This is a genomic window from Pseudomonas sp. Z1-29 (genome assembly GCF_051131995.1).
In the GTDB taxonomy this organism is placed as follows: Bacteria; Pseudomonadota; Gammaproteobacteria; order Pseudomonadales; family Pseudomonadaceae; genus Aquipseudomonas.
Map to the genome: position 1 here is coordinate 5090338 of NZ_CP071645.1, position 21143 is coordinate 5111480.

17 protein-coding genes are annotated in these 21143 nt (G+C 61.3%); 13 read left to right on the plus strand and 4 right to left on the minus strand.

The features are described from left to right. Nucleotides 1-183: 183 nt before the first annotated feature. The 7 genes from J3P84_RS23200 to J3P84_RS23230 all read left to right on the plus strand — a co-directional run bounded on the left by J3P84_RS23200 (nt 184) and on the right by J3P84_RS23230 (nt 9006). Nucleotides 184-1785 carry an ABC transporter substrate-binding protein gene (locus tag J3P84_RS23200; RefSeq protein WP_434626141.1) on the plus strand — a complete coding sequence of 534 codons (1602 nt, stop codon included), beginning with the start codon at nt 184-186 and terminating at the stop codon, nt 1783-1785. Between the two features lie 171 nt (nt 1786-1956). Then, nucleotides 1957-3369: an OprD family porin gene (locus J3P84_RS23205; protein WP_434626142.1), complete on the plus strand. Its 1413-nt coding sequence runs from the start codon at nt 1957-1959 to the stop codon at nt 3367-3369. 75 nt (nt 3370-3444) lie between these two features. Next, nucleotides 3445-5040 (plus strand): ABC transporter substrate-binding protein, encoded by a 1596-nt coding sequence (locus J3P84_RS23210; RefSeq protein WP_434626144.1) that lies wholly within the window; start codon nt 3445-3447, stop codon nt 5038-5040. A 74-nt stretch (nt 5041-5114) separates the two neighbouring features. After that, the gene (locus tag J3P84_RS23215) at nt 5115-6125 is read left to right on the plus strand and encodes an ABC transporter permease subunit (protein WP_434626145.1); all 1011 of its coding nucleotides are present in this window, start codon (nt 5115-5117) and stop codon (nt 6123-6125) included. Nucleotides 6126-6135: 10 nt separating this feature from the next. Then, entirely contained in the window at nt 6136-7047 is a 912-nt protein-coding gene (locus J3P84_RS23220; protein ID WP_186613348.1) for an ABC transporter permease subunit, read from the plus strand. 10 nt (nt 7048-7057) lie between these two features. Further along, the gene (locus tag J3P84_RS23225; protein ID WP_434626146.1) at nt 7058-8026 is read left to right on the plus strand and encodes an ABC transporter ATP-binding protein; all 969 of its coding nucleotides are present in this window, start codon (nt 7058-7060) and stop codon (nt 8024-8026) included. Then, nucleotides 8026-9006: a peptide ABC transporter ATP-binding protein gene (locus J3P84_RS23230; protein ID WP_030139820.1), complete on the plus strand. Its 981-nt coding sequence runs from the start codon at nt 8026-8028 to the stop codon at nt 9004-9006. The genes J3P84_RS23225 and J3P84_RS23230 overlap by 1 nt, the downstream gene beginning before the upstream one ends. A 187-nt stretch (nt 9007-9193) precedes the next feature. Here the strand turns inward: J3P84_RS23230 and J3P84_RS23235 are convergent, their stop codons facing one another. Together J3P84_RS23235 and J3P84_RS23240 are read right to left on the minus strand one after the other, a co-directional pair. Continuing rightward, complete coding sequence (locus J3P84_RS23235) at nt 9194-9445, minus strand: hypothetical protein (protein ID WP_434626147.1); 252 nt, start codon at nt 9443-9445, stop codon at nt 9194-9196. A gap of 421 nt (nt 9446-9866) precedes the next feature. Next, nucleotides 9867-11450, minus strand: coding sequence for a peptide chain release factor 3 (locus J3P84_RS23240; RefSeq protein ID WP_434626148.1), 1584 nt, complete (start codon nt 11448-11450; stop codon nt 9867-9869). A gap of 334 nt (nt 11451-11784) precedes the next feature. On the opposite strand from J3P84_RS23240, the gene J3P84_RS23245 reads away from it, so the two are divergent. The 5 genes from J3P84_RS23245 to J3P84_RS23265 all read left to right on the plus strand — a co-directional run bounded on the left by J3P84_RS23245 (nt 11785) and on the right by J3P84_RS23265 (nt 16959). Next, nucleotides 11785-12501 carry an ABC transporter permease gene (locus tag J3P84_RS23245; RefSeq protein ID WP_434626149.1) on the plus strand — a complete coding sequence of 239 codons (717 nt, stop codon included), beginning with the start codon at nt 11785-11787 and terminating at the stop codon, nt 12499-12501. Between the two features lie 24 nt (nt 12502-12525). Then, nucleotides 12526-13428, plus strand: coding sequence for a glycine betaine ABC transporter substrate-binding protein (locus tag J3P84_RS23250; protein WP_434626150.1), 903 nt, complete (start codon nt 12526-12528; stop codon nt 13426-13428). Between the two features lie 15 nt (nt 13429-13443). Further along, nucleotides 13444-14097: an ABC transporter permease gene (locus tag J3P84_RS23255; RefSeq protein ID WP_305496867.1), complete on the plus strand. Its 654-nt coding sequence runs from the start codon at nt 13444-13446 to the stop codon at nt 14095-14097. Beyond that, nucleotides 14094-15251 (plus strand): osmoprotectant ABC transporter ATP-binding protein OsmV, encoded by a 1158-nt coding sequence (locus J3P84_RS23260; protein ID WP_305496869.1) that lies wholly within the window; start codon nt 14094-14096, stop codon nt 15249-15251. The genes J3P84_RS23255 and J3P84_RS23260 overlap by 4 nt, the downstream gene beginning before the upstream one ends. A 544-nt stretch (nt 15252-15795) precedes the next feature. Beyond that, nucleotides 15796-16959 carry a type III PLP-dependent enzyme gene (locus tag J3P84_RS23265; RefSeq protein WP_305496871.1) on the plus strand — a complete coding sequence of 388 codons (1164 nt, stop codon included), beginning with the start codon at nt 15796-15798 and terminating at the stop codon, nt 16957-16959. Between the two features lie 36 nt (nt 16960-16995). On the opposite strand, the gene J3P84_RS23270 is transcribed toward J3P84_RS23265, so the two are convergent. Together J3P84_RS23270 and J3P84_RS23275 are read right to left on the minus strand one after the other, a co-directional pair. Next, nucleotides 16996-17757: a tetratricopeptide repeat protein gene (locus J3P84_RS23270; protein ID WP_434626151.1), complete on the minus strand. Its 762-nt coding sequence runs from the start codon at nt 17755-17757 to the stop codon at nt 16996-16998. Then, nucleotides 17758-18438 carry a Fe2+-dependent dioxygenase gene (locus J3P84_RS23275; RefSeq protein ID WP_434626152.1) on the minus strand — a complete coding sequence of 227 codons (681 nt, stop codon included), beginning with the start codon at nt 18436-18438 and terminating at the stop codon, nt 17758-17760. A gap of 209 nt (nt 18439-18647) precedes the next feature. On the opposite strand from J3P84_RS23275, the gene J3P84_RS23280 reads away from it, so the two are divergent. Further along, complete coding sequence (locus tag J3P84_RS23280; protein WP_434626153.1) at nt 18648-20966, plus strand: TonB-dependent receptor; 2319 nt, start codon at nt 18648-18650, stop codon at nt 20964-20966. Nucleotides 20967-21143 lie beyond the last annotated feature (177 nt).

Below are 21143 nucleotides of genomic sequence, written 5' to 3' on the forward strand. Positions count from 1 at the left end.
CCCACAAGTCTTTCAGGCATTGCGCATATACCGCCTGGCACACGACTCATACCGTCGGGGCTGGAGGTTTTGCCAATCCTGCGGCAGCGCTGTTCACGCATTGGAATGAGCCCAGTGCCCCGGCCCCGTCCCTGGAAGGACACCGGTTCACTGTCAAACACCCCGAACGAGAGAGGGAGCGTCATGCGCCATACCTTGGTTTTATCCGCATTGCTGGGCACCGGCCTGCTGGCCGCTACATCCGCGGCCCAGGCCGCCGGCGGCAGCCTGGTGTTCTGTTCCGAAGGCAGCCCCGCCGGTTTCGACACCGCGCAATACACCACCGCGACCGACAACGATGCTGCCGAACCGCTGTACAACCGCCTGGCCGAATTTGAAAAAGGCGCGACCAATGTCGTGCCGGGCCTGGCGACGAGCTGGGACATTTCCGAAGACGGCCTGAAATACACGTTCCACCTGCGCGAAGGGGTGAAGTTCCACACCACCGACTACTTCACGCCGACCCGGGATTTCAACGCCGACGACGTGCTGTTCACCTTCAACCGCATGCTCGATCCGCAGCATCCGTTTCGCAAGGCCTACCCCACCGAGTTCCCGTACTTCAACGGCATGAGCCTGAACAAGAACATCGCCAAGGTCGAAGCGACAGGACCGTTGACGGTGGTCATGACGCTCAACAGCGTGGACGCCGCGTTTATCCAGAACATCGCCATGAGCTTCGCCTCGATCCTTTCGGCCGAGTACGCTGACAAGCTGCTCACTAGCGGCAAGCCGAGCGACATCAACCAGAAGCCGATCGGCACCGGGGCTTTCGAGTTCAAGAGCTACCAGAAAGACTCCAACATCCGCTACGTCGCCAACAAGCAGTACTGGGCGCCTGAGCGGGTCAAGCTGGACAACCTGATCTTCTCGATCAACACCGATGCGTCGGTGCGGGTGCAGAAGCTCAAGGCCAACGAATGCCAGATCACCCTGCACCCACGCCCGGCCGATGTCCCGGCGCTGAAGAACGATCCCAAGCTGCAACTGATCGAGAAACCCGGCTTCAACCTCGGCTACATCGCCTATAACACCCGCCACAAACCCTTCGACCAGGTCGAAGTGCGCCGGGCGCTGGACATGGCGGTGAACAAGCAGGGCATTCTCAACGCCGTTTACCAGGGCGCGGGGCAGTTGGCGCAAAACTCCATGCCGCCAACCCAATGGTCCTACGACGACACGATCAAGGACGCTCCCTACGACCCGGAAAAAGCCAAGGAGCTGCTCAAGGCCGCCGGGGTCAAGGAAGGCACCGAAATCACCCTCTGGGCCATGCCCGTGCAACGCCCGTACAACCCCAACGCCAAGCTGATGGCCGAAATGCTCCAGTCCGACTGGGCGAAAATCGGCTTGAAGGTGAAGATCGTCACCTACGAATGGGGCGAATACATCAAGCGCACCAAGAACGGCGAGCACGACATCAACCTGATCGGCTGGACCGGCGACAACGGGGACCCGGACAATTGGATGGGCACGCTGTACAGCTGCGACGCCATTGGCGGCAACAACTACTCCCAATGGTGTGACCAGGATTACGACAAGCTGATCAAGCAGGCCAAGATCGTCACCGACCGCGAGCAGCGCACCGTGCTCTATAAACAGGCCCAGCAGTTGCTCAAGCAGCAAGTGCCAATCACGCCTATCGCCCACTCGACGGTCAACCAGCCGCTGAGTGCCAAAGTCGAAGGGTTCAAGGTCAGCCCCTTCGGTCGCAACGTCTTCTCGGGCGTCAGCCTGAACCCATAACCGTTTAGCCATGCAGCGAGGGCTTCCTTTGGAAGCCCTCCGCCAGCGTTTTGCCTTAATTCGCCGATCAGGCAGCTGGCAAACGTTTGCAAGCTGCAAATGCGTTGTAAACCAATAGCCGTATCAGCCAAAAAGAACGGCATAAAAAAGAAAGAAAAAGGAGCGTTACCCATGAAACTGAGCAGCACCGCGATACTGGCCCTGGCCATCAGCAGCATCACCGCGACGGCCTATGCCGAGTCTCAAAGTCAGGCGGTCACGCCCGTGGCTCTCAAGACCACCAGCGAGCAAAGCGAAGCCAAGGGTTTCATCGAAGGCCAGTCCATCAGTGGCACCACGCGCAACTGGTACGCCAACGAGCAATTCAAGCGGGGCACAAAGCTCACCTATCGCAAGAACGGCGAAGCGCGCGAGACCGACCGCCGTATCAACTGGGTTCAGGGCACCATCGTCAAATACAACTCGGGGTTCACCGAAGGCACCGTGGGTTTCAGCACCGAACTGGCCGCCTATAACGCTATCGCCCTTGACCAGGATCGCAAGGATCTGGCGTCCAACAATGGCGGAGCGCCGACCACCCGTCCGGGCGCCGGCAACAACCGTACCCTGACGCGCGAAGGCGGCGACGCCGTGGGCCAGTGGAGCAAACTGGGTCTGGCCAACCTCAAGGCCCGTGTTTCCAACACCACTCTGACCGCCGGCCGCCAGAACTTCAGCAGCCCGATGGTCGATGTCATCGGCAACCGTGCGCTGCCTTCCAGCTTCCAGGGTGTGAGCCTGCACAGTGAAGAATTCGAAAACCTGGCGTTCGATATAGCCACCTTCGACCGTAACTCTCCTCGCATGGAACAAAGCCAGCGCAAGTTTCGCTCCGAGTATGGCGACAGCAGCGTCGAGACCGATCACGTCAACACCGCCGGTATCAGTTACCAGCCACTGGCCAGCCTGAAGACCAGCCTCTGGGCGACCGAGGCCGAGGACATGTGGAACCAGTACTATTTCGGTGCCACCCATGAACTGGGCGACAGCTCGGTGCTGAGCCTGACTACCGGCCTGAACTACTACAAGACCGTGGACTCGGGTAAAAGCAAGCTGGGCGAAATCGACAACGACACCTATTCCCTGTCGTTCGGCTTGACGCACCAGGCCCACAGCCTGACGTTCTCTTACCAGCAAGTGAACGGCAACGAATACTTCGACTACCTGCACGAAACCAACGGCATCTACCTGGCCAACTCCCTGTTGTCGGACTTCAACGGCCCGAACGAGAAATCCTTCCAGGTCGCCTATGGCCTGAACATGGCCGAATACGGCGTTCCGGGCCTAAAATTCAACATTTATCAGGCTCGCGGCTGGGGCATCGACGGTACGCATTACAACAGCACCGGTTATGACGTCGCCGCGATGGACGGCGAGCATCACTACGAATACGGTATCGGTGCCTCCTATGCCGTCCAGAGCGGCCCGCTGAAAGCCACCGCGGTCCGTGCGACCTACACCGCACACCGAGCCAGCGAAAACCAGGCCGACGGCAGTCTCAACGAATTCCGCCTGGTTACCACCATCCCGTTCAACATTCTCTAACCTTTCCACCGACGGTCGACCCACAAGGTTGACCGTTCGGTTTTTTGCCGTTCAACCGATTGCAGAGGATTGACGATGAACATGAACCCCCTACGCGCCGCCATTGCCGCCGCACTGCTGAGTGTTGCCGTTGGCGCCACGGCCAAACCCCTGGTGGTTTGCACAGAAGCCAGCCCGGAAGGCTTCGACATGGTCCAGTACACGACTGCAGTCACCGCCGACGCCGTGGCCGAAACGATCTTCAACCGCCTGGCCGACTTCAAGCCCGGCACCACCGAAGTGATTCCTGCCCTGGCCGAGTCCTGGGACATCAGCGACGACGGCTTGACGTATACCTTCCACCTGCGCAAAGGCGTCAAGTTCCACACCACCGATTACTTCAAGCCGACCCGCGACATGAACGCCGACGACGTGGTCTGGAGCTTCCAGCGCCAGCTGGACCCGAATCATCCGTGGCACAAACTGTCGAGCGTGGGTTTCCCGTACTTTGAAAGCATGGGCTTCAAGGAACTGCTCAAGAACGTCGAAAAAGTCGACGAGCACACGGTCAAGTTCACCCTGACCCGCCGCGAAGCACCGTTCCTGGCCGACATCGCCATGGCGTTCTCCTCGATCTACCCGGCCGAATACGCCGACCAGTTGCTCAAGGCAGGCAAGGCCGCCGAGCTGAACAACAAGCCGATCGGCACCGGGCCGTTCATCTTCCAGCGCTACAACAAAGACGCCCAGGTTCGCTTCAAGGCCAACCCGGACTACTTCCGGGGCAAGCCGCCGGCCGATGCGCTGGTACTGGCGATCGCCACCGATAACAATGTGCGCATGCAGAAACTCAAGACCAATGAGTGCCAGATTGCGCTGTACCCGAAACCGGACGATATCCCCAGCATCAAGAAAGACCCGAACCTGAAGGTCACCGAGCTGGATGCGATGACCGTTTCCTACACCGCCCTGAACACCAGCCACAAATACATGAGCGACGTGCGGGTGCGCAAAGCCATCGACCTGGCCTTCGACAAGGAAGCCTACGTCAACGCGCTGTTCGGCAAGGGCAACGCCACCGCCGCGGTCAACCCTTACCCGCCGACGCTGCTGGGTTACAACCACGACCTGAAGAACCCGACCCGCGACCTCGACAAGGCGCGCCAGTTGCTCAAGGAAGCCGGCGTGCCGGAAGGCACCGTGTTTACCCTGTTCACCCGCAACGGCGGCGGTCCGACCAACCCCAACCCGATGCTCGGCGCGCAAATGATGCAGGCCGACCTGGCGAAAGTCGGGATCAAGGTCGATATCCGCGTGATGGAATGGGGCGAAATGCTCAAACGCGCGAAAAACGGCGAGCACGATATGGTTTCCGCCGGATGGGCGGGCGATAACGGCGACCCGGATAATTTCCTGACGCCTATGCTCAGTTGCGAAGCCGCCAAGAACGGCGAAAACTACGCGCGCTGGTGCAACGAGAAATTCCAGGCGCTGCTCGACCAGGCACGCGCCACAGTGAACCCCGAGGAGCGCGCGAGGCTCTATGAGCAGGCCCAGGTGATTTTCAACCAGGACCAGCCATGGATCAGCATGGCCCACACCCGCATGTTCACGGCAATGCGCAAGAACGTAGAGGGCTATGTGATTAGCCCGCTCACCACCAACAACTTCGCCACCACCCAGGTGAAGTAGATAAGAAAACGCCCGGCAACCTTCACCAAAGGATTGCCGGGCACGCCTAACCGGCTGATGAGGTACACCTGAAGATGTTTAGTTTTATTGCCCGCCGACTGGGATTACTGATTCCCACGTTCTTCGGCATCACCTTGCTGACCTTCGCGTTGATTCGCATGATTCCCGGCGACCCCGTGGAAGTGATGATGGGCGAACGTCGGGTCGATCCCGAAATGCATGCTCAGGCAATGGAACGCCTTGGCCTGAACAAACCGCTGTATGCCCAGTACCTGGACTACATCGGCAAACTGGCCCAGGGCGATCTTGGCGAATCGCTGCGCACCCGTGAAAGCGTATGGAGCGAGTTCAGCTCGCTGTTTCCCGCGACCCTGGAACTGTCCCTGGCCGCGCTGCTGTTCGCCGGTATCCTCGGCCTGCTGGCCGGGGTGATCGCGGCGCTCAAGCGAGGATCCCTGTTCGACCATGGGGTGATGGGCATCTCCCTGGCGGGATATTCGATGCCGATCTTCTGGTGGGGCCTGATCCTGATCATGTTCTTCTCGGTGTCCCTGGGCTGGACACCGGTGTCGGGACGGATCGACCTGCTCTACGACATCGAGCCGAAAACCGGCTTCATGCTGATCGATACGCTGCTGGCCGATGAGCCGGGCGCGTTCCTCGACGCACTGCATCACCTGATCCTGCCGGCTATCGTGCTGGGCACCATTCCGCTGGCGGTGATCGCCCGCATGACCCGCTCCTCGATGCTCGAAGTGCTGCGCGAGGACTACATCCGCACCGCCAAGGCCAAGGGCCTGTCGCCGTCGCGCGTGGTGTTCGTGCACGGCCTGCGCAACGCGCTGATCCCGGTGTTGACCGTGGTCGGCCTGCAAGTCGGCACGCTGCTGGCCGGCGCGGTCCTGACCGAAACGATCTTCTCCTGGCCGGGCATCGGCAAGTGGCTGATCGAAGCCATCGGCGCCCGGGACTATCCCGTGGTGCAGAACGGCATCCTGTTAATCGCCTGCCTGGTGATTCTGGTCAACTTCGTCGTGGACATTCTCTACGGCTTTGCCAACCCACGTATCCGTCACCAGCGCTGAGATCAAGACCATGAGTACTCCAACTACCGCGGTAGCAGTCGATCAAAGCCTGCTGTACCCGTCCCCGTACAAAGAATTCTGGCAAGCGTTTTCCCGCAACAAGGGCGCCGTCGCCGGGCTGCTGTTCATGATCCTGATCGTGTTCTGCGCACTCTTCGCCCCGTGGGTCGCGCCGCACGACCCGAGCGAGCAATACCGCGACTTCCTGCTGACGCCGCCGGCGTGGCTCGAAGGTGGGCAGATGCAGTTCCTGCTGGGCACCGACGAACTGGGCCGTGATTTGCTCTCGCGCCTGATCCAGGGTTCGCGGCTGTCGCTGCTGATCGGCTTGTCGTCGGTGGTGATGTCGCTGATCCCGGGCATCCTGCTGGGGCTGTTCGCCGGGTTCTTCCCGCGCATCCTCGGCCCGACCATCATGCGCCTGATGGACATCATGCTCGCCCTGCCCTCGCTGCTGCTGGCCGTGGCGATCGTCGCCATCCTCGGCCCAGGCCTGATCAACACTGTGATCGCCATCGCCATCGTCTCGCTGCCGTCCTACGTGCGCCTGACCCGCGCCGCCGTGATGGGCGAGCTGAACCGCGACTACGTGACCGCCGCCCGCCTGGCCGGTGCCGGCCTGCCGCGCCTGATGTTCATCACCGTGCTGCCCAACTGCATGGCACCGCTGATCGTCCAGGCGACCCTGAGCTTCTCCTCGGCGATCCTCGACGCCGCCGCCCTGGGCTTCCTCGGCCTCGGCGTGCAACCGCCGACCCCTGAGTGGGGCACCATGCTGGCCTCGGCCCGCGACTACATCGAACGCGCCTGGTGGGTCGTGAGCCTGCCTGGCCTGACCATTTTGCTCAGCGTGCTGGCAATCAACCTGATGGGCGACGGTCTGCGCGATGCGCTGGACCCGAAACTCAAGAATGCCGCCTGAGGAGATTCCCATGTCACTGCTAGAAATCAAGAATCTCAACGTCCGCTTCGGCGACGCCACCGCCGTGCCGGTGGTCGACGGCCTGGACCTGAGCGTGGATAAAGGCGAGGTGCTGGCGATCGTCGGCGAATCGGGCTCGGGTAAATCCGTGACCATGATGGCGCTGATGGGCCTGATCGAGCACCCCGGCATCGTCACCGCCGATGCGCTGAACTTCGACGGCAAGAACATGCTCAAGCTGAGCAACCGCCAGCGCCGGCAGATCGTCGGCAAGGACCTGGCGATGGTTTTCCAGGACCCGATGACCGCGCTCAACCCCAGCTACACCGTGGGTTTCCAGATCGAAGAAGTACTGCGCCTGCATCTGAAGCTGTCCGGCAAGGCCGCCCGCAAGCGCGCCATCGAACTGCTGGAAAAAGTCGAGATCCCGGGCGCCGCCAGTCGCATGGATGCCTACCCGCATCAACTGTCCGGCGGCATGAGCCAGCGTGTGGCGATTGCCATGGCGATTGCCGGCGAGCCGAAACTGCTGATCGCCGACGAACCGACCACCGCTCTGGACGTGACCATCCAGGCGCAGATCATGGACCTGCTGCTGGCCCTGCAGAAAGAGCAGGACATGGGCCTGGTGCTGATCACCCATGACCTCGCCGTCGTGGCTGAAACCGCGCAGCGCGTGTGCGTGATGTACGCCGGCCAGGCCGTGGAAGTGGGCAAGGTGCCGCAGCTGTTCGACATCCCGGCCCACCCGTATAGCGAAGCACTGCTGGCGGCGATTCCGGAGCACAGCATGGGCGCCGAGCGCCTGGCGACGTTGCCGGGCATCGTGCCCGGTCGCTACGACCGCCCGCAAGGCTGCCTGCTGTCGCCGCGCTGCCCGTACGTGCGTGACAACTGCCGCCAGGAGCGCCCTGCGCTCGATCCGAAATCCAACAGCCTCGCCCGCTGCTTCTACCCGTTGAACCAGGAGGTGGCGTGATGGCCGTCGTACTTACCGCCCGTGACCTGACCCGTCATTACGAAGTGTCCCGTGGCATGTTCAAGGGCCATGCGACCGTACGCGCCCTCAACGGTGTGTCGTTCGAACTGGAGGCCGGCAAGACCCTGGCCGTGGTGGGCGAATCCGGTTGCGGCAAATCCACCCTCGCCCGGGCCCTGACGCTGATCGAAGAGCCGTCCGCCGGCTCCTTGAAAATCGCCGGCCAGGAAGTGGCCGGCGCCAACAAGGCCGAGCGCAAGCAACTGCGCAAAGATGTGCAGATGGTTTTCCAGAGTCCTTATGCGTCCCTCAACCCGCGGCAGAAAATCGGCGATCAACTGGCCGAGCCGTTGCTCATCAACACCAACCTGTCGGCCACCGAACGGCGCGAGAAAGTCCAGGCGATGATGAAGCAGGTGGGCCTGCGCCCCGAGCATTACCAGCGCTATCCGCATATGTTCTCTGGCGGCCAGCGCCAGCGCATCGCCCTGGCCCGCGCCATGATGCTACAACCCAAGGTGCTGGTGGCGGACGAACCGACCTCGGCGCTGGACGTGTCGATCCAGGCCCAGGTGCTGAACCTGTTCATGGACCTGCAACAGGAGTTCAACACCGCCTACGTGTTCATCTCCCACAACCTGGCGGTGGTGCAGCATGTCGCGGACGACGTGATGGTGATGTACCTCGGCCGCCCGGTGGAAATGGGCCCCAACGAGTCCATCTACAGCCGCCCGCTGCACCCCTACACCCAGGCGCTGCTGTCGGCCACCCCGACCATCCATCCGGACCCGAACAAGCCGAAGATCAAAATCGTCGGCGAACTGCCCAACCCGCTCAACCCACCGTCCGGCTGCGCGTTTCACAAGCGTTGCCCGTATGCGACTGAGCGTTGCAAGACCGAAGAACCGGCGCTTCGCCCACTCGATAACCGGTTGGTGGCGTGTCACTACGCCGAGCGGTTCCTCGACGGCGCGGCGTAAGGCTAAAAGGCAACAAAGCACTTAAGGCAAAAAGCTTTTGTGGCGAGGGAGCTTGCTCCCGCTGGACTGCGTAGCAGGCCCAAAAAGAGGGTCCGCTTTGCGGCCCAGCGGGAGCAAGCTCCCTCGCCACAGGAAATAAAAAAACCTCCAGACCGACTCGGGCTGGAGGGTTTTTTATGCAGGGCATCTACGTCGGGCTATCGCCCTCTTCATCCTCATCGCCATCCGGCGTGTCGATTGGCGAACCATCATCATCCTCGCCATCGTCCGGATCGCCTGCGTCCGCATCGGTCGCGGCAAGCATCAACTCGCCTTGAACCACCGAGCCACTCGACGCGTGCTTCTCGTGCTCATCGCATTCGGCCCATGCAGCGGTGGAACCGAGGGACAGCATCACCAACACCTTTATAAAAAACATCATGCGCAGCAGCTTATTCATAGCCAATTCCTTCTTTACCGGATAAAGCCGGGGCCGACGGTGCTCAGGAAATATTGTTCCGAACAGACCGGTTCATCAGATAGGACGCCATGGAATAGCCAGAAATGCCGCTGCCATAAAGATTGGTTTCGAATAAGGTTTATTCCCAAACCCACTAACACCAAAAAATCCAACGTGGGAGCGAGCCTGCTCGCGAAGAGGCCCGCACATCCGGCATCCAGGCAAGCTGACCCACCGCTTTCGCGAGCAAGCTCGCTCCCACAGGGGTTGTGGATGACTGGGAGATTGGCGACCTGCATAGGACCAATGTGGGAGCGAGCTTGCTCGCGATGACGGCGGCACATCCAAAATGGATATGGCTGACACTCCGCTTTCGCGAGCAGGCTCGCTCCCACAGGTTTTCGGTTTCGACGCTCGGGGCTTAGTGATGCTCGCGCGTCGCGCGGAATTTCACATCTGGCCAGCGCTCTTCCATCAGCGCGAGGTTGACCCGTGTTGGCGCCAGGTAGGTCAGGTGGCCGCCGCCGTCCAGCGCGAGGTTTTCCACGGCCTTGTTGGAAAATTCCTCGAGTTTTTTCTTGTCGTCGCATTCAATCCAGCGGGCGGAATATACGGTGATCGGCTCGTAGGAGCACTCGACCTTGTATTCCTCTTTCAGGCGACTGGCGACGACGTCGAACTGCAGCACACCGACGGCGCCGAGGATGATGTCGTTGCTGCGCTCCGGGAAGAACACCTGGGTGGCGCCCTCTTCGGCCAACTGCTGGAGGCCCTGGCGCAGTTGCTTGGACTTGAGCGGATCCTTCAGGCGTACCCGGCGGAACAGTTCCGGGGCAAAGTGCGGAATGCCGGTAAAACCCAGGGCTTCGCCTTCGGTGAAAGTGTCGCCGATCTGGATGGTGCCGTGGTTGTGCAACCCGATGATGTCACCGGCGAAGGCCTCTTCCAGTTGCTCGCGTTCCGAGGAGAAGAAGGTCAAGGCGTCGCCGATGCGCACGTCCTTGCCGGTGCGCACGTGGCGCATCTTCATGCCCTTCTCGTACTTGCCGGAGCAAATGCGCATGAAGGCGATACGGTCGCGGTGCTTGGGGTCCATGTTCGCCTGGATCTTGAACACGAAGCCTGCGAATTTCTCTTCCACCGGCTCCACGGTGCGCTCGTTGGCAACGCGTGGCAGCGGGCGCGGAGCCCAATCGACGACGGCGTCGAGCACATGGTCGACGCCGAAGTTGCCCAGGGCGGTACCGAAGAACACCGGGGTCAGCTGGCCATCGAGAAACTCCTGCTGGTTGAATTCATGGCAGGCGCCCTGAACCAGCTCCAGTTGCTCGACGAAACGCTCGTATTCGTCGCCCAGGTGCGCGCGGGCCTCGTCGGAGTCGAGCTTCTCGATGATCTTGGTTTCGGTGCGTTCATGACCGTGGCCGGCGGTGTAGACGATGATGTAGTCGTCGGCCAGGTGGTAAACGCCCTTGAAGTCGCGGTAGCAACCGATCGGCCAGGTGATCGGCGCGGCCTTGATCTTCAGGACCGCTTCGATTTCGTCGAGCAGCTCGATCGGGTCGCGAATGTCGCGGTCGAGCTTGTTGATAAAGCTGACGATCGGCGTGTCCCGCAGACGGCAGACGTCCATCAGCGCGATGGTCCGTGGCTCGACGCCCTTACCGCCGTCGAGGACCATCAAGGCCGAGTCCACCGCGGTCAGCGTGCGGTAGGTGTCTTCGGAGAAGTCTTCGTGGCCCGGGGTGTCGAGCAGGTTGATCATGTGCTCGCGATACGGGAACTGCATGACCGACGTGGTAATGGAAATACCCCGCTGCTTTTCCATCTCCATCCAGTCGGAGGTGGCATGGCGGTCGGATTTGCGGGATTTCACCGTGCCGGCCACCGCAATCGCCTTGCCCATCAGCAAGAGCTTTTCGGTGATGGTGGTCTTACCGGCATCGGGGTGGGAAATAATGGCGAAAGTGCGGCGTTTCGCGACTTCGGCGGCCTGTTTGGTCATGGGAAATCGCCTGGCAGGTGATTCAAAAAAGGGCGGCGATTATAGCTCAACTTGTGCCAGGAACCGAACCGTTGAGCACATCAAGGGTGGCCAGATGCTGCCGCACATGGGAACCTTTTGCCACGTGGAGGCGTCCACCACCCTGATACGAGCAACCGTCAGGGGCTGAAAAATCAGCAAGTTAGCCTGACGAGGCTGCGCTCATGGCTCGCTTCGACAGCCGTTTTGACGGCATCGAAAAGAGCTGCTTCTCGCGAACGTTTTCCCGGCAACCAATGAAGGTCCGCCGCCCGGGAAAGCGTGCGCCGACAAAAAAAGACAAAGGAGTCCGCCTGTGGCTATCCGCTATGGCAAAGGGCTTATCGGGGGGGCGGTCGTCGTCGCCCTCCTGGCCCTGTTGGTCCACTGGATCGGCATCGATACGATCCACCGTTACCGCGACGACCTGCTGTTCTACCTGCAAGCGCACCTGATGCTTGTACTGGCTTCCATGTTGGCGGCCCTGATCGTCGGCATTCCCGCCGGCATCGCCCTCAGCCGCCCCGGCATGGTCGGGCGCGCCGAACGCTTCATGCAAGTGTTCAACATCGGCAATACCGTGCCGTCCCTGGCCGTGCTGGCCATTGCCCTGGGTATCCTGGGCATCGGCAGCGGGCCGGCGATCTTCGCCCTGTTCCTCGCCTCGCTGTTGCCCATCGTGCGCAACACCTATGAAGGCTTGAAAAATGTCCAGGGCTCGCTCAAGGAAGCTGCCGTCGGCATCGGCATGACCCCGCGCCAGGTGTTGTGGAAAGTCGAACTGCCCAACGCCGTGCCGATCATCGTCGGTGGCGTGCGCGTAGCCCTGGCGATCAACGTCGGCACCGCACCGCTGGCGTTCCTGATCGGCGCCAACAGCCTTGGCAGCCTGATTTTCCCCGGCATCGCCTTGAACAATCAGCCGCAATTGCTGCTCGGCGCGGCCTGCACCGCCTTGCTGGCGCTGCTGCTCGACGGCCTGGTAACCCTGGCCAGCCGCCTCTGGCTGGAACGCGGTCTGCGACCGTCCTGAGCCTGGCTGGATAAAGGAATCGTTATGAAGAAGTTGAGCTTGATCCTGGGCTGCCTGCTGCTGTTCGCGGGATTCGCCCAAGCCGCTGAAAAACCGCTGATCCGCCTCGGTGCCCGGGTGTTCACTGAGCAGACCCTGCTGGCCGAGATCACCGCGCAATACCTGCGCGACAAGGGCTACGACGCTCAGGTCACTGGCGGACTGGGCAGCAACCTGGCCCGCAGCGCCCATGAAACCGGGCAGTTGGATTTACTCTGGGAATACACCGGCGTGTCGCTGGTTTCCTACAACCATGTCACGGAAAAACTCGACAGCGCCCAGTCCTACGCCCGGGTGAAAGAACTCGACGCGAAAAAAGGCCTGGTCTGGCTCGCGCCGTCGAAATTCAGCAACACCTACGCCTTGGCCCTGCCGGAGAAAGTCGCGAAGAAGTACCCGCAGATCAATTCCATCAGCCAATTGAATAAGGTGCTGCAGACCGAGGCCGAGGAAAATCACCTGGTCGCGCTGGACACCGAGTTCGCCAACCGTTCCGACGGCCTGGCCGGCATGGTCGAGCGCTACGGCATGAACCTGACCCGCAAGAATATCCGGCAGATGGACGCCGGCCTGGTCTACACCGCCCTGCGCAACAGCCAGGTGTTCGCCGGACTGGTGTACACCACCGACGGCCGACTGAACGCGTTCAAGCTGAAGCTGCTGGAAGACGACAAGCACTATTTTCCCGACTACACCGCCGCGCCAGTGGTGCGCCAGGCCTTCCTCGACGCCCATCCGCAACTGGCCGCGCAGCTCAAGCCACTGGCCGAACTGTTCGACGACGAAACCATGCGCCAGCTCAACGCCCGTGTGGATGTCGATCATGAAAGCCCTTCCGCCGTTGCCGCCGATTTCCTGCGCCAGCATTCCCTGCTCTCAACCCAATGACCTGGAGGAAAAGCCATGGATTTTCTTGACGCCTTTTCCCATCTGGACTGGCCGCTGGTGCTGCACCTGACCTGGCAGCACATCACCCTGGTGGGCATCGCCGTGACCCTGGCGATAATCGTCGGCGTGCCGCTGGGCATTTTCATGACCCGCTTCCCGGCGCTCGCTGGCCCGTTGCAAGCCAGCGCCACGGTACTGTTGACCATTCCGTCGATTGCCCTGTTCGGCCTGCTGCTGCCGTTCTATTCCAAGTTCGGCCAGGGCCTCGGTCCGATGCCAGCGATCACCGCGGTGTTCCTTTATTCGCTGCTGCCGATCATGCGCAACACGTACCTGGCCTTGACCGGCGTCGAACCGGGCATTCGTGAAGCCGCCCGCGGCATCGGCATGACCTTCGGCCAGCGCCTGCGCATGGTCGAACTGCCGATTGCCGTGCCGGTGATCCTCGCCGGCGTACGCACCGCCGTGGTCATGAACATCGGCGTCATGACCATCGCCGCCACCATCGGCGCCGGTGGCCTGGGCGTGCTCATCCTCGCTTCCATCAGCCGCAGCGACATGTCGATGCTGATCGTCGGCGCCGTGCTGGTCAGCCTCCTGGCCATCTTCGCCGACCTGCTTCTGCAATGGCTGCAACGCTCGCTGACCCCGAAAGGACTATTAAAATGATCGAACTTCAAAACCTCAGCAAAACCTTCAAGAGCAACGGCAAGGATGTAAAAGCCGTGGACTCGGTGAACCTGACCGTCAACGAAGGCGAGATCTGCGTGTTCCTCGGGCCGTCGGGCTGTGGCAAAAGCACCACGCTGAAGATGATCAACCGCTTGATCCCGCCGACCTCGGGCAAGGTCTTGATCAACGGCGAAGACACCACCGGCCTCGACGAGGTGACCCTGCGCCGCAACATCGGCTACGTGATCCAGCAGATCGGCCTGTTCCCGAACATGACCATCGAGGAGAACATCACCGTGGTGCCGCGCCTGCTCGGCTGGGACAAGCAGAAATGCCACGACCGCGCCCGCGAGTTGATGAGCATGATCAAGCTCGAACCCAAGCAGTACCTGCATCGCTACCCCCGTGAACTGTCGGGCGGCCAGCAGCAGCGGATCGGCGTGATCCGCGCCCTGGCCGCCGATGCGCCGTTGCTGCTGATGGACGAACCTTTCGGCGCGGTCGATCCGATCAACCGCGAGATGATCCAGAACGAGTTCTTCGAGATGCAACGGGCGCTGAACAAAACCGTGATCATGGTCAGCCACGACATCGACGAAGCCATCAAGCTGGGCGACAAGATCGCGATCTTCCGCGCCGGCAAGCTGGTCCAGTGCGATCACCCGGACACGCTCCTCGCCCACCCGGCCGATGAATTCGTCAGCAATTTCGTCGGCCAGGACAGCACGCTCAAGCGCCTGTTGCTGGTCAAGGCCGAAGACGCCGCCGACAACGCCCCGTCGGTCAGCCCCGAGACGCCGGTGGCCGAGGCGCTGGAGTTGATGGACGAACACGACCGTCGCTACGTGGTGGTCACCTGCGCCGAGAACAAGGCGCTGGGGTATGTGCGCCGGCGCGACCTGTACCGCCAGACCGGCACCTGCGGGCAGTTCCTGCGGGAATTCAACGCCACCGCGGCCTACGACGAACATCTGCGGATCCTGTTGTCGCGCATGTATGAGTTCAATCGTTCGTGGCTGCCGGTGATGGATGCCGAGCGGGTCTTTCTTGGGGAAGTGACCCAGGAATCGATTGCCGAATACCTGAGCTCCGGCAAGTCCCGTGGCGGCAAGACCAGTATCGTCTCGCCGGCCGAGACCGCGTCTACCTGACCATCGGTGAAGCACAATTCCTTTGTAGTGAGGGGGCAATTTGTGGCGAGGGGATTTATCCCCGTTGGGCTGCGAAGCAGACCCATACTCTGGCACCACGCTTATTCAGATAGGGCAAATCAACCGGATGGGGCTGCTGCGCAGCCCAGCGGGGATAAATCCCCTCGCCACAAAATCAAAAGGCACATTGCGCAAGGTTGAAAACCGATCCGAGGGAACATCAACCTGTCACACCGGTCGGTTACATCATGAACTGTCGCGCACTGCACGACGGAGACGTGCAAAAACGCGACATTTTTAGTTGATCTCAGGCCCCTCACGCCCTAAAGTTCGCGCCGAACGTCCATGCTGGAAACGATCCATCCGGCTCAAGTACTGACGACGAGACAGCAAGGCCAAGGGACTCAAGCGTCCCATGGCCTTTTTGCTTTCGGCGACATGCCTTGGGAAGTAGGCGAACCAAAGTGGGGATACGGAGGACGTTCGCGAGGGTTGCTGCCCTCAAACCCATTGATCCTGATGTTTGCCAGTAGGAGTCCCAAGTATGTCGATCCAGGTCGAAGATTATTTCGCGCGCGAAACCTTTCAGAAAATGAAGGCGTTCGCCGACAAGCAGGAAACCCCGTTCGTGGTGATCGACACCGCGATGATCGCCAAGGCCTATGACGACCTGCGCGCCGGTTTCGAATTCGCCAAGGTCTACTACGCCGTCAAGGCCAACCCGGCGGTGGAAATCATCGACCTGCTCAAGGATAAAGGCTCGAACTTCGACATCGCCTCGATCTATGAACTGGACAAGGTGATGAGCCGCGGCGTCGGCCCGGACCAGATCAGCTACGGCAACACCATCAAGAAATCCAAGGACATCCGCTACTTCTACGAGAAGGGCGTGCGCCTCTACGCCACTGACTCCGAAGCCGACCTGCGCAACATCGCCAAGGCCGCGCCGGGTTCGAAAGTCTATGTGCGCATCCTCACCGAAGGTTCGACCACGGCTGACTGGCCCCTGTCGCGCAAGTTCGGCTGCCAGACCGACATGGCCATGGACCTGCTGATCCTCGCCCGCGACCTGGGCCTGGTGCCGTACGGCATCTCGTTCCACGTCGGCTCGCAACAGCGCGACATCAGCGTCTGGGACGCGGCCATCGCCAAGGTCAAGGTGATTTTCGAGCGTCTGAAAGAAGAAGACGGCATCGTCTTGAAGCTGATCAACATGGGCGGTGGCTTCCCGGCCAACTACATCACCCGCACCAACAGCCTGGAAACCTACGCCGAGGAAATCATCCGCTTCCTCAAGGAAGACTTCGGCGACGAACTGCCGGAAATCATCCTGGAGCCGGGCCGTTCGTTGATCGCAAACGCCGGCATCCTGGTCAGCGAAGTGGTACTGGTGGCGCGCAAGTCGCGTACCGCCGTCGAGCGTTGGGTGTACACCGACGTGGGCAAATTCTCCGGCCTGATCGAAACCATGGACGAAGCCATCAAGTTCCCGATCTGGACCGAGAAGAAAGGCGAGATGGAAGAAGTGGTCATCGCCGGCCCGACCTGCGACAGCGCTGACATCATGTACGAGAACTACAAATACGGTTTGCCGCTGAACCTGGCGATTGGCGATCGTTTGTACTGGCTGTCGACGGGTGCCTACACCACCAGCTACAGCGCTGTGGAGTTCAATGGCTTTCCGCCGCTGAAGTCGTTCTACGTGTAAAAACGCGCTTGCCTGACCCAAAAGCCCGTGACTCGCTCACGGGCTTTTTTGCATCTGCTGGATTCGCGCCTGATAGGCCTCGATCAGTGGAGACAACGCAGTCAGCCGCGCCGTCTGCAAGGTTTGCACGGCGACACGAAGAAAATTCAGATTCCCTCCGGCCAACGCCCGGCGCAACCACACCAAGCCCTCTTCGATACGGGCATCGGCAATCAATACGCAGCCATGGCTGAACTGCCCCCGAAAATCCCCGCCTTCGGCCGAACGTCGATACCACCGGGCCGCCGCCACCGGGTCCGCCGGGCAGAAACGCCCCTCTTCCAGATAACGCCCCAACAGATTCATTGATTTGGCGTGCCCCAGCTCGGCCGCGCGCCAATAAAGGACCAATGCCTGCGGCTGATTCTCAGCAACGCCGCGCCCAGTCGCCAGCAGGTTGGCCAGGTTGTACATCGCCCAATCCAGTCCTGCCTCGGCTGCCTGACGATAATGTCCGGCCGCGACCGAAGGATCGGCGACACAGCCCCAGCCATGCTCATGGCAACGCCCCAACATGTTGCGCGCCATCAGGTGCCCACGTTGGGCGGCGATCTCGAACCAGCGCCGGGCCAGGGTTTTGTCCTGTTCGATACCGCGCCCGTCGAGCAGGATCTGCCCGAGCAGCGCCTGGGCCTCCAGCAGCCCTTCGCCCGCTGCGATCAGAATCGCCTGGGCCGCCCGCGCCGGGCTGTCCTCGAGCATGGCCTTGAGGGCCTCGCCGTCGAGCACTTCCTCGCGGCGCAGACGAAAATCCGCCACCTACACCTCGACCCAGCGACGCAACAGGTTGTGGTAGGTGCCGGTCAGGCGAATCAACGACGGATGCTCGGGCACGTCCCGGGTCAGTTCCCGGATCGCACCGTCCATCTCGAACAGCAGCGCGCGCTGGCTGTCTTCGCGCACCAGGCTCTGGGTCCAGAAGAACGAGGCATAGCGTGCGCCACGGGTAACCGCGTTGACCTTGTGCAGGCTGGTGCCCGGATACAACACCATGTCCCCGGCCGGCAACTTGACCCGCTGGGTGCCGTAGGTGTCCTGGATTTCCAGCTCGCCGCCGTCATAGTCCTCCGGGTCGCTGAAGAACAGCGTGGCCGACAGGTCGGTGCGCACCCGCTCGGCACTGCCCTTGGGCTGGCGCACGGCATTGTCGATATGGAAATCGAAACTGCCGCCGGCGGTGTAGCAGTTCACCAGCGGCGGGAAGACTTTGTGTGGAAGCGCCGCCGACATGAACAAGGGGTTTTTCCACAACCGATCCAGCATGGCCGCGCCGATTTCCTTGGCCAGGGGATGCCCCTCGGGCAGTTGCAGGTTGTGCTTGGCCTTGGCCGATTGATAACCGGCCGTGACCTTGCCATCTGCCCATTCGGCCTGCTCCAGCGCCTCGCGGATACGCTGCACTTCTTCAGGAGAAAACACACCGGGAACGTGCAGCAACATGGCATTCAAGACCTGTGGATAACGCGGGGCGCCAATGGTAGTGATTCTTATTGACTGTGTACAACCCCCGCCAACGCGCCATTGGGCAGAAACCGTAAAGGCAAAATGTAAAGAATGTAAATTCCTCCCAAATAGCAATGTTTCGCAATTGATACATAAAAGTGTTTACCCTATATTCCGCCGCCTCAACCTTGGGGAAGGCACTGTTCATGTCGCGTCAACAATCACAATTACCGGTTAATTCACCTCGTCTGCTGGCCTCCGCCATCGGCGTCGCCCTCGGTGCGACGTCAATCGCACAGATGGCCCAAGCGGCGGAAAAGATCGATGAAAAAGCCCCGCGCAACGCCATCTCCCTGGACGCTACCAGCATTACGGGCGAGGCCCAGGACACGACGTCCTACCAGGTCGAAAAAGCCTCGTCCTCGAAATACACCGCGCCGCTGGTCGACACGCCGCGCTCGGTGACGGTCATTCCCCAGCAGGTGCTCAAGGACACCGGCGCCCTCAACATGCAGGATGCCCTGCGTACCGTGCCGGGCATCACTTTTGGCGCCGGCGAAGGCGGCAACCCCCAGGGCGACCGTCCATTCATCCGTGGCTTCGATGCCCAGGGCGACACCTACCTGGATAACGTGCGTGATACCGGTTCGCAAAGCCGGGAGATCTTTGCGGTGGAGTCCGTCGAGGTCAGCAAGGGCCCGAACTCGGCCATCGGCGGCCGCGGCGCCGCCGGCGGCACCATCAACCTGGTGAGCAAGAAAGCCCACTTGGGCGACTCGTTCGACGGCGGCTTCACCTGGGGTTCGGACCAGACCCAGCGCTACACCCTCGACGGCAATTACCAGTTCAGCGACAGCGCCGCCGGCCGGCTCAACCTGATGAGCCACGAAAGCAACGTCGCCGGTCGTGACCAGGTCAACTACGATCGCTGGGGCGTCGCGCCGTCGCTGGCGTTCGGCCTGGGCACCGACACCCGGATCAACCTCGACTACTACCACCTGGAAAGCAACGATCTGCCGGATTCGGGCATTCCCTACAGCGTTCCCGCCTCGGGCCGCACCGCCGATCGCACCAAAGCCAACCCGGACAAGCCCGATGCCGGCGGCGACAGCAGCAACTTCTATGGCCTCACCGACCGCGACTTCCGCAAGACCCGCGTCGACACCGCGACCATCGCCATCGAGCATGACCTGAGCGATGCACTGACCGTCAAGAACACCCTGCGCCACGGCTCCAGCATGCAGGACTACATTCTCACCCAACCCGACGACAGCAAGGGCAACGTCAACAACGGTACGGTCTGGCGGCGCGTCAACAGCCGCGTCAGCAACGTCGACACCACCACCAACCAGACTGATCTGTTCGGTGATTTTTATGTGGCCGGCTTCAAGAACAGTTTCTCCACCGGCATCGAGCTGAGCCGCGAGACCGGCGAGAAGACTTCGTACAACGTCAACACCGACACCGTACCGGGCACCACCGCCGCGAACACCAACTGCACGCCGGCCCTGGTCGGCGCGCCGAGCGGCTACAACTGCACGTCGCTGTCCAACCCGAACCCGAACGATCCCTGGAACGGCGCGATTTCGCGCAATTATGCCGGCACCGACACCACCAGCGTCACCCGCGCGCTCTACGTGTTCGACACGCTGGAACTGTCACCGCAGTGGCTGGTGAACATGGGCTTGCGCTACGACCACTTCGACACGAAATACAAGACTTACGACGCCGCCGGTACCACCACGTCCAAGGGTGACGACACCAGCGAGTTCGTCACCGGCCAGTTCGGCCTGGTCTGGAAACCAGCCGACAACGGCAGCATCTATGCGTCCTACGCGACCTCGGCCACGCCGCCCGGCAGCATGGTTGGCGAAGGCATCGAGGGCAATCCGCTCGGTGGGACGCCAGACCGCAGTGGCAACCTGCTCGCCAGTGACATGGAGCCGGAAACCACCAAGAACTACGAGATCGGAACCAAGTGGGACTTGCTCGACAGCCGGCTTTCGCTGACCGCGGCGATTTTCCGCACCGAGAAGGAAAACGCCCGGGTGCAGGTCGACACCACGACCTATGAAAACGCCGGCAAGACTCGCGTCGACGGCCTGGAGCTGTCGGCCAGCGGCAAGCTCACCGAGAAATGGCAGGTGTTCGCCGGCTACAGCTACCTGGACAGTGAGCAGGTCGATGGCGGGCCAATGAGCACCAGCGATGGCAACGAATTGCCGAACACGCCGAAAAACAGCGCCAGCGTCTGGACCACCTACGCGCTCACGCCAAAGCTGACCATCGGTGGCGGGGCCTTCTATGTGGATGATGTGTTCGGCAGCGTGGCGAACACCACCATGGTCGACTCTTATGTGCGTTATGACGCCATGGCCAGCTACAAGGTCAGCAAGCACCTGGACCTGCAACTCAACGTGCAGAACCTGACCGACGAGACTTACTACGACAAGGCATTCTCGACCCACTTCGCCAACCAGGCGGCCGGGCGCACGGCGTTGTTGAGTACCAATTTCCACTTCTGACCGGTTGAAAGAACCCGACGCCGATGGCCAGGCAATGAACCTGTGGGAGCGAGCCTGCTCGCGAAAGCGGAGTGTCAGTTGATGAATGCGTGACTGACACGACGTCTTCGCGAGCAGGCTCGCTCCCACAGGATCTGGCCACCACCCATTACTGACCGGCACCGGGCAAAGCCCCGT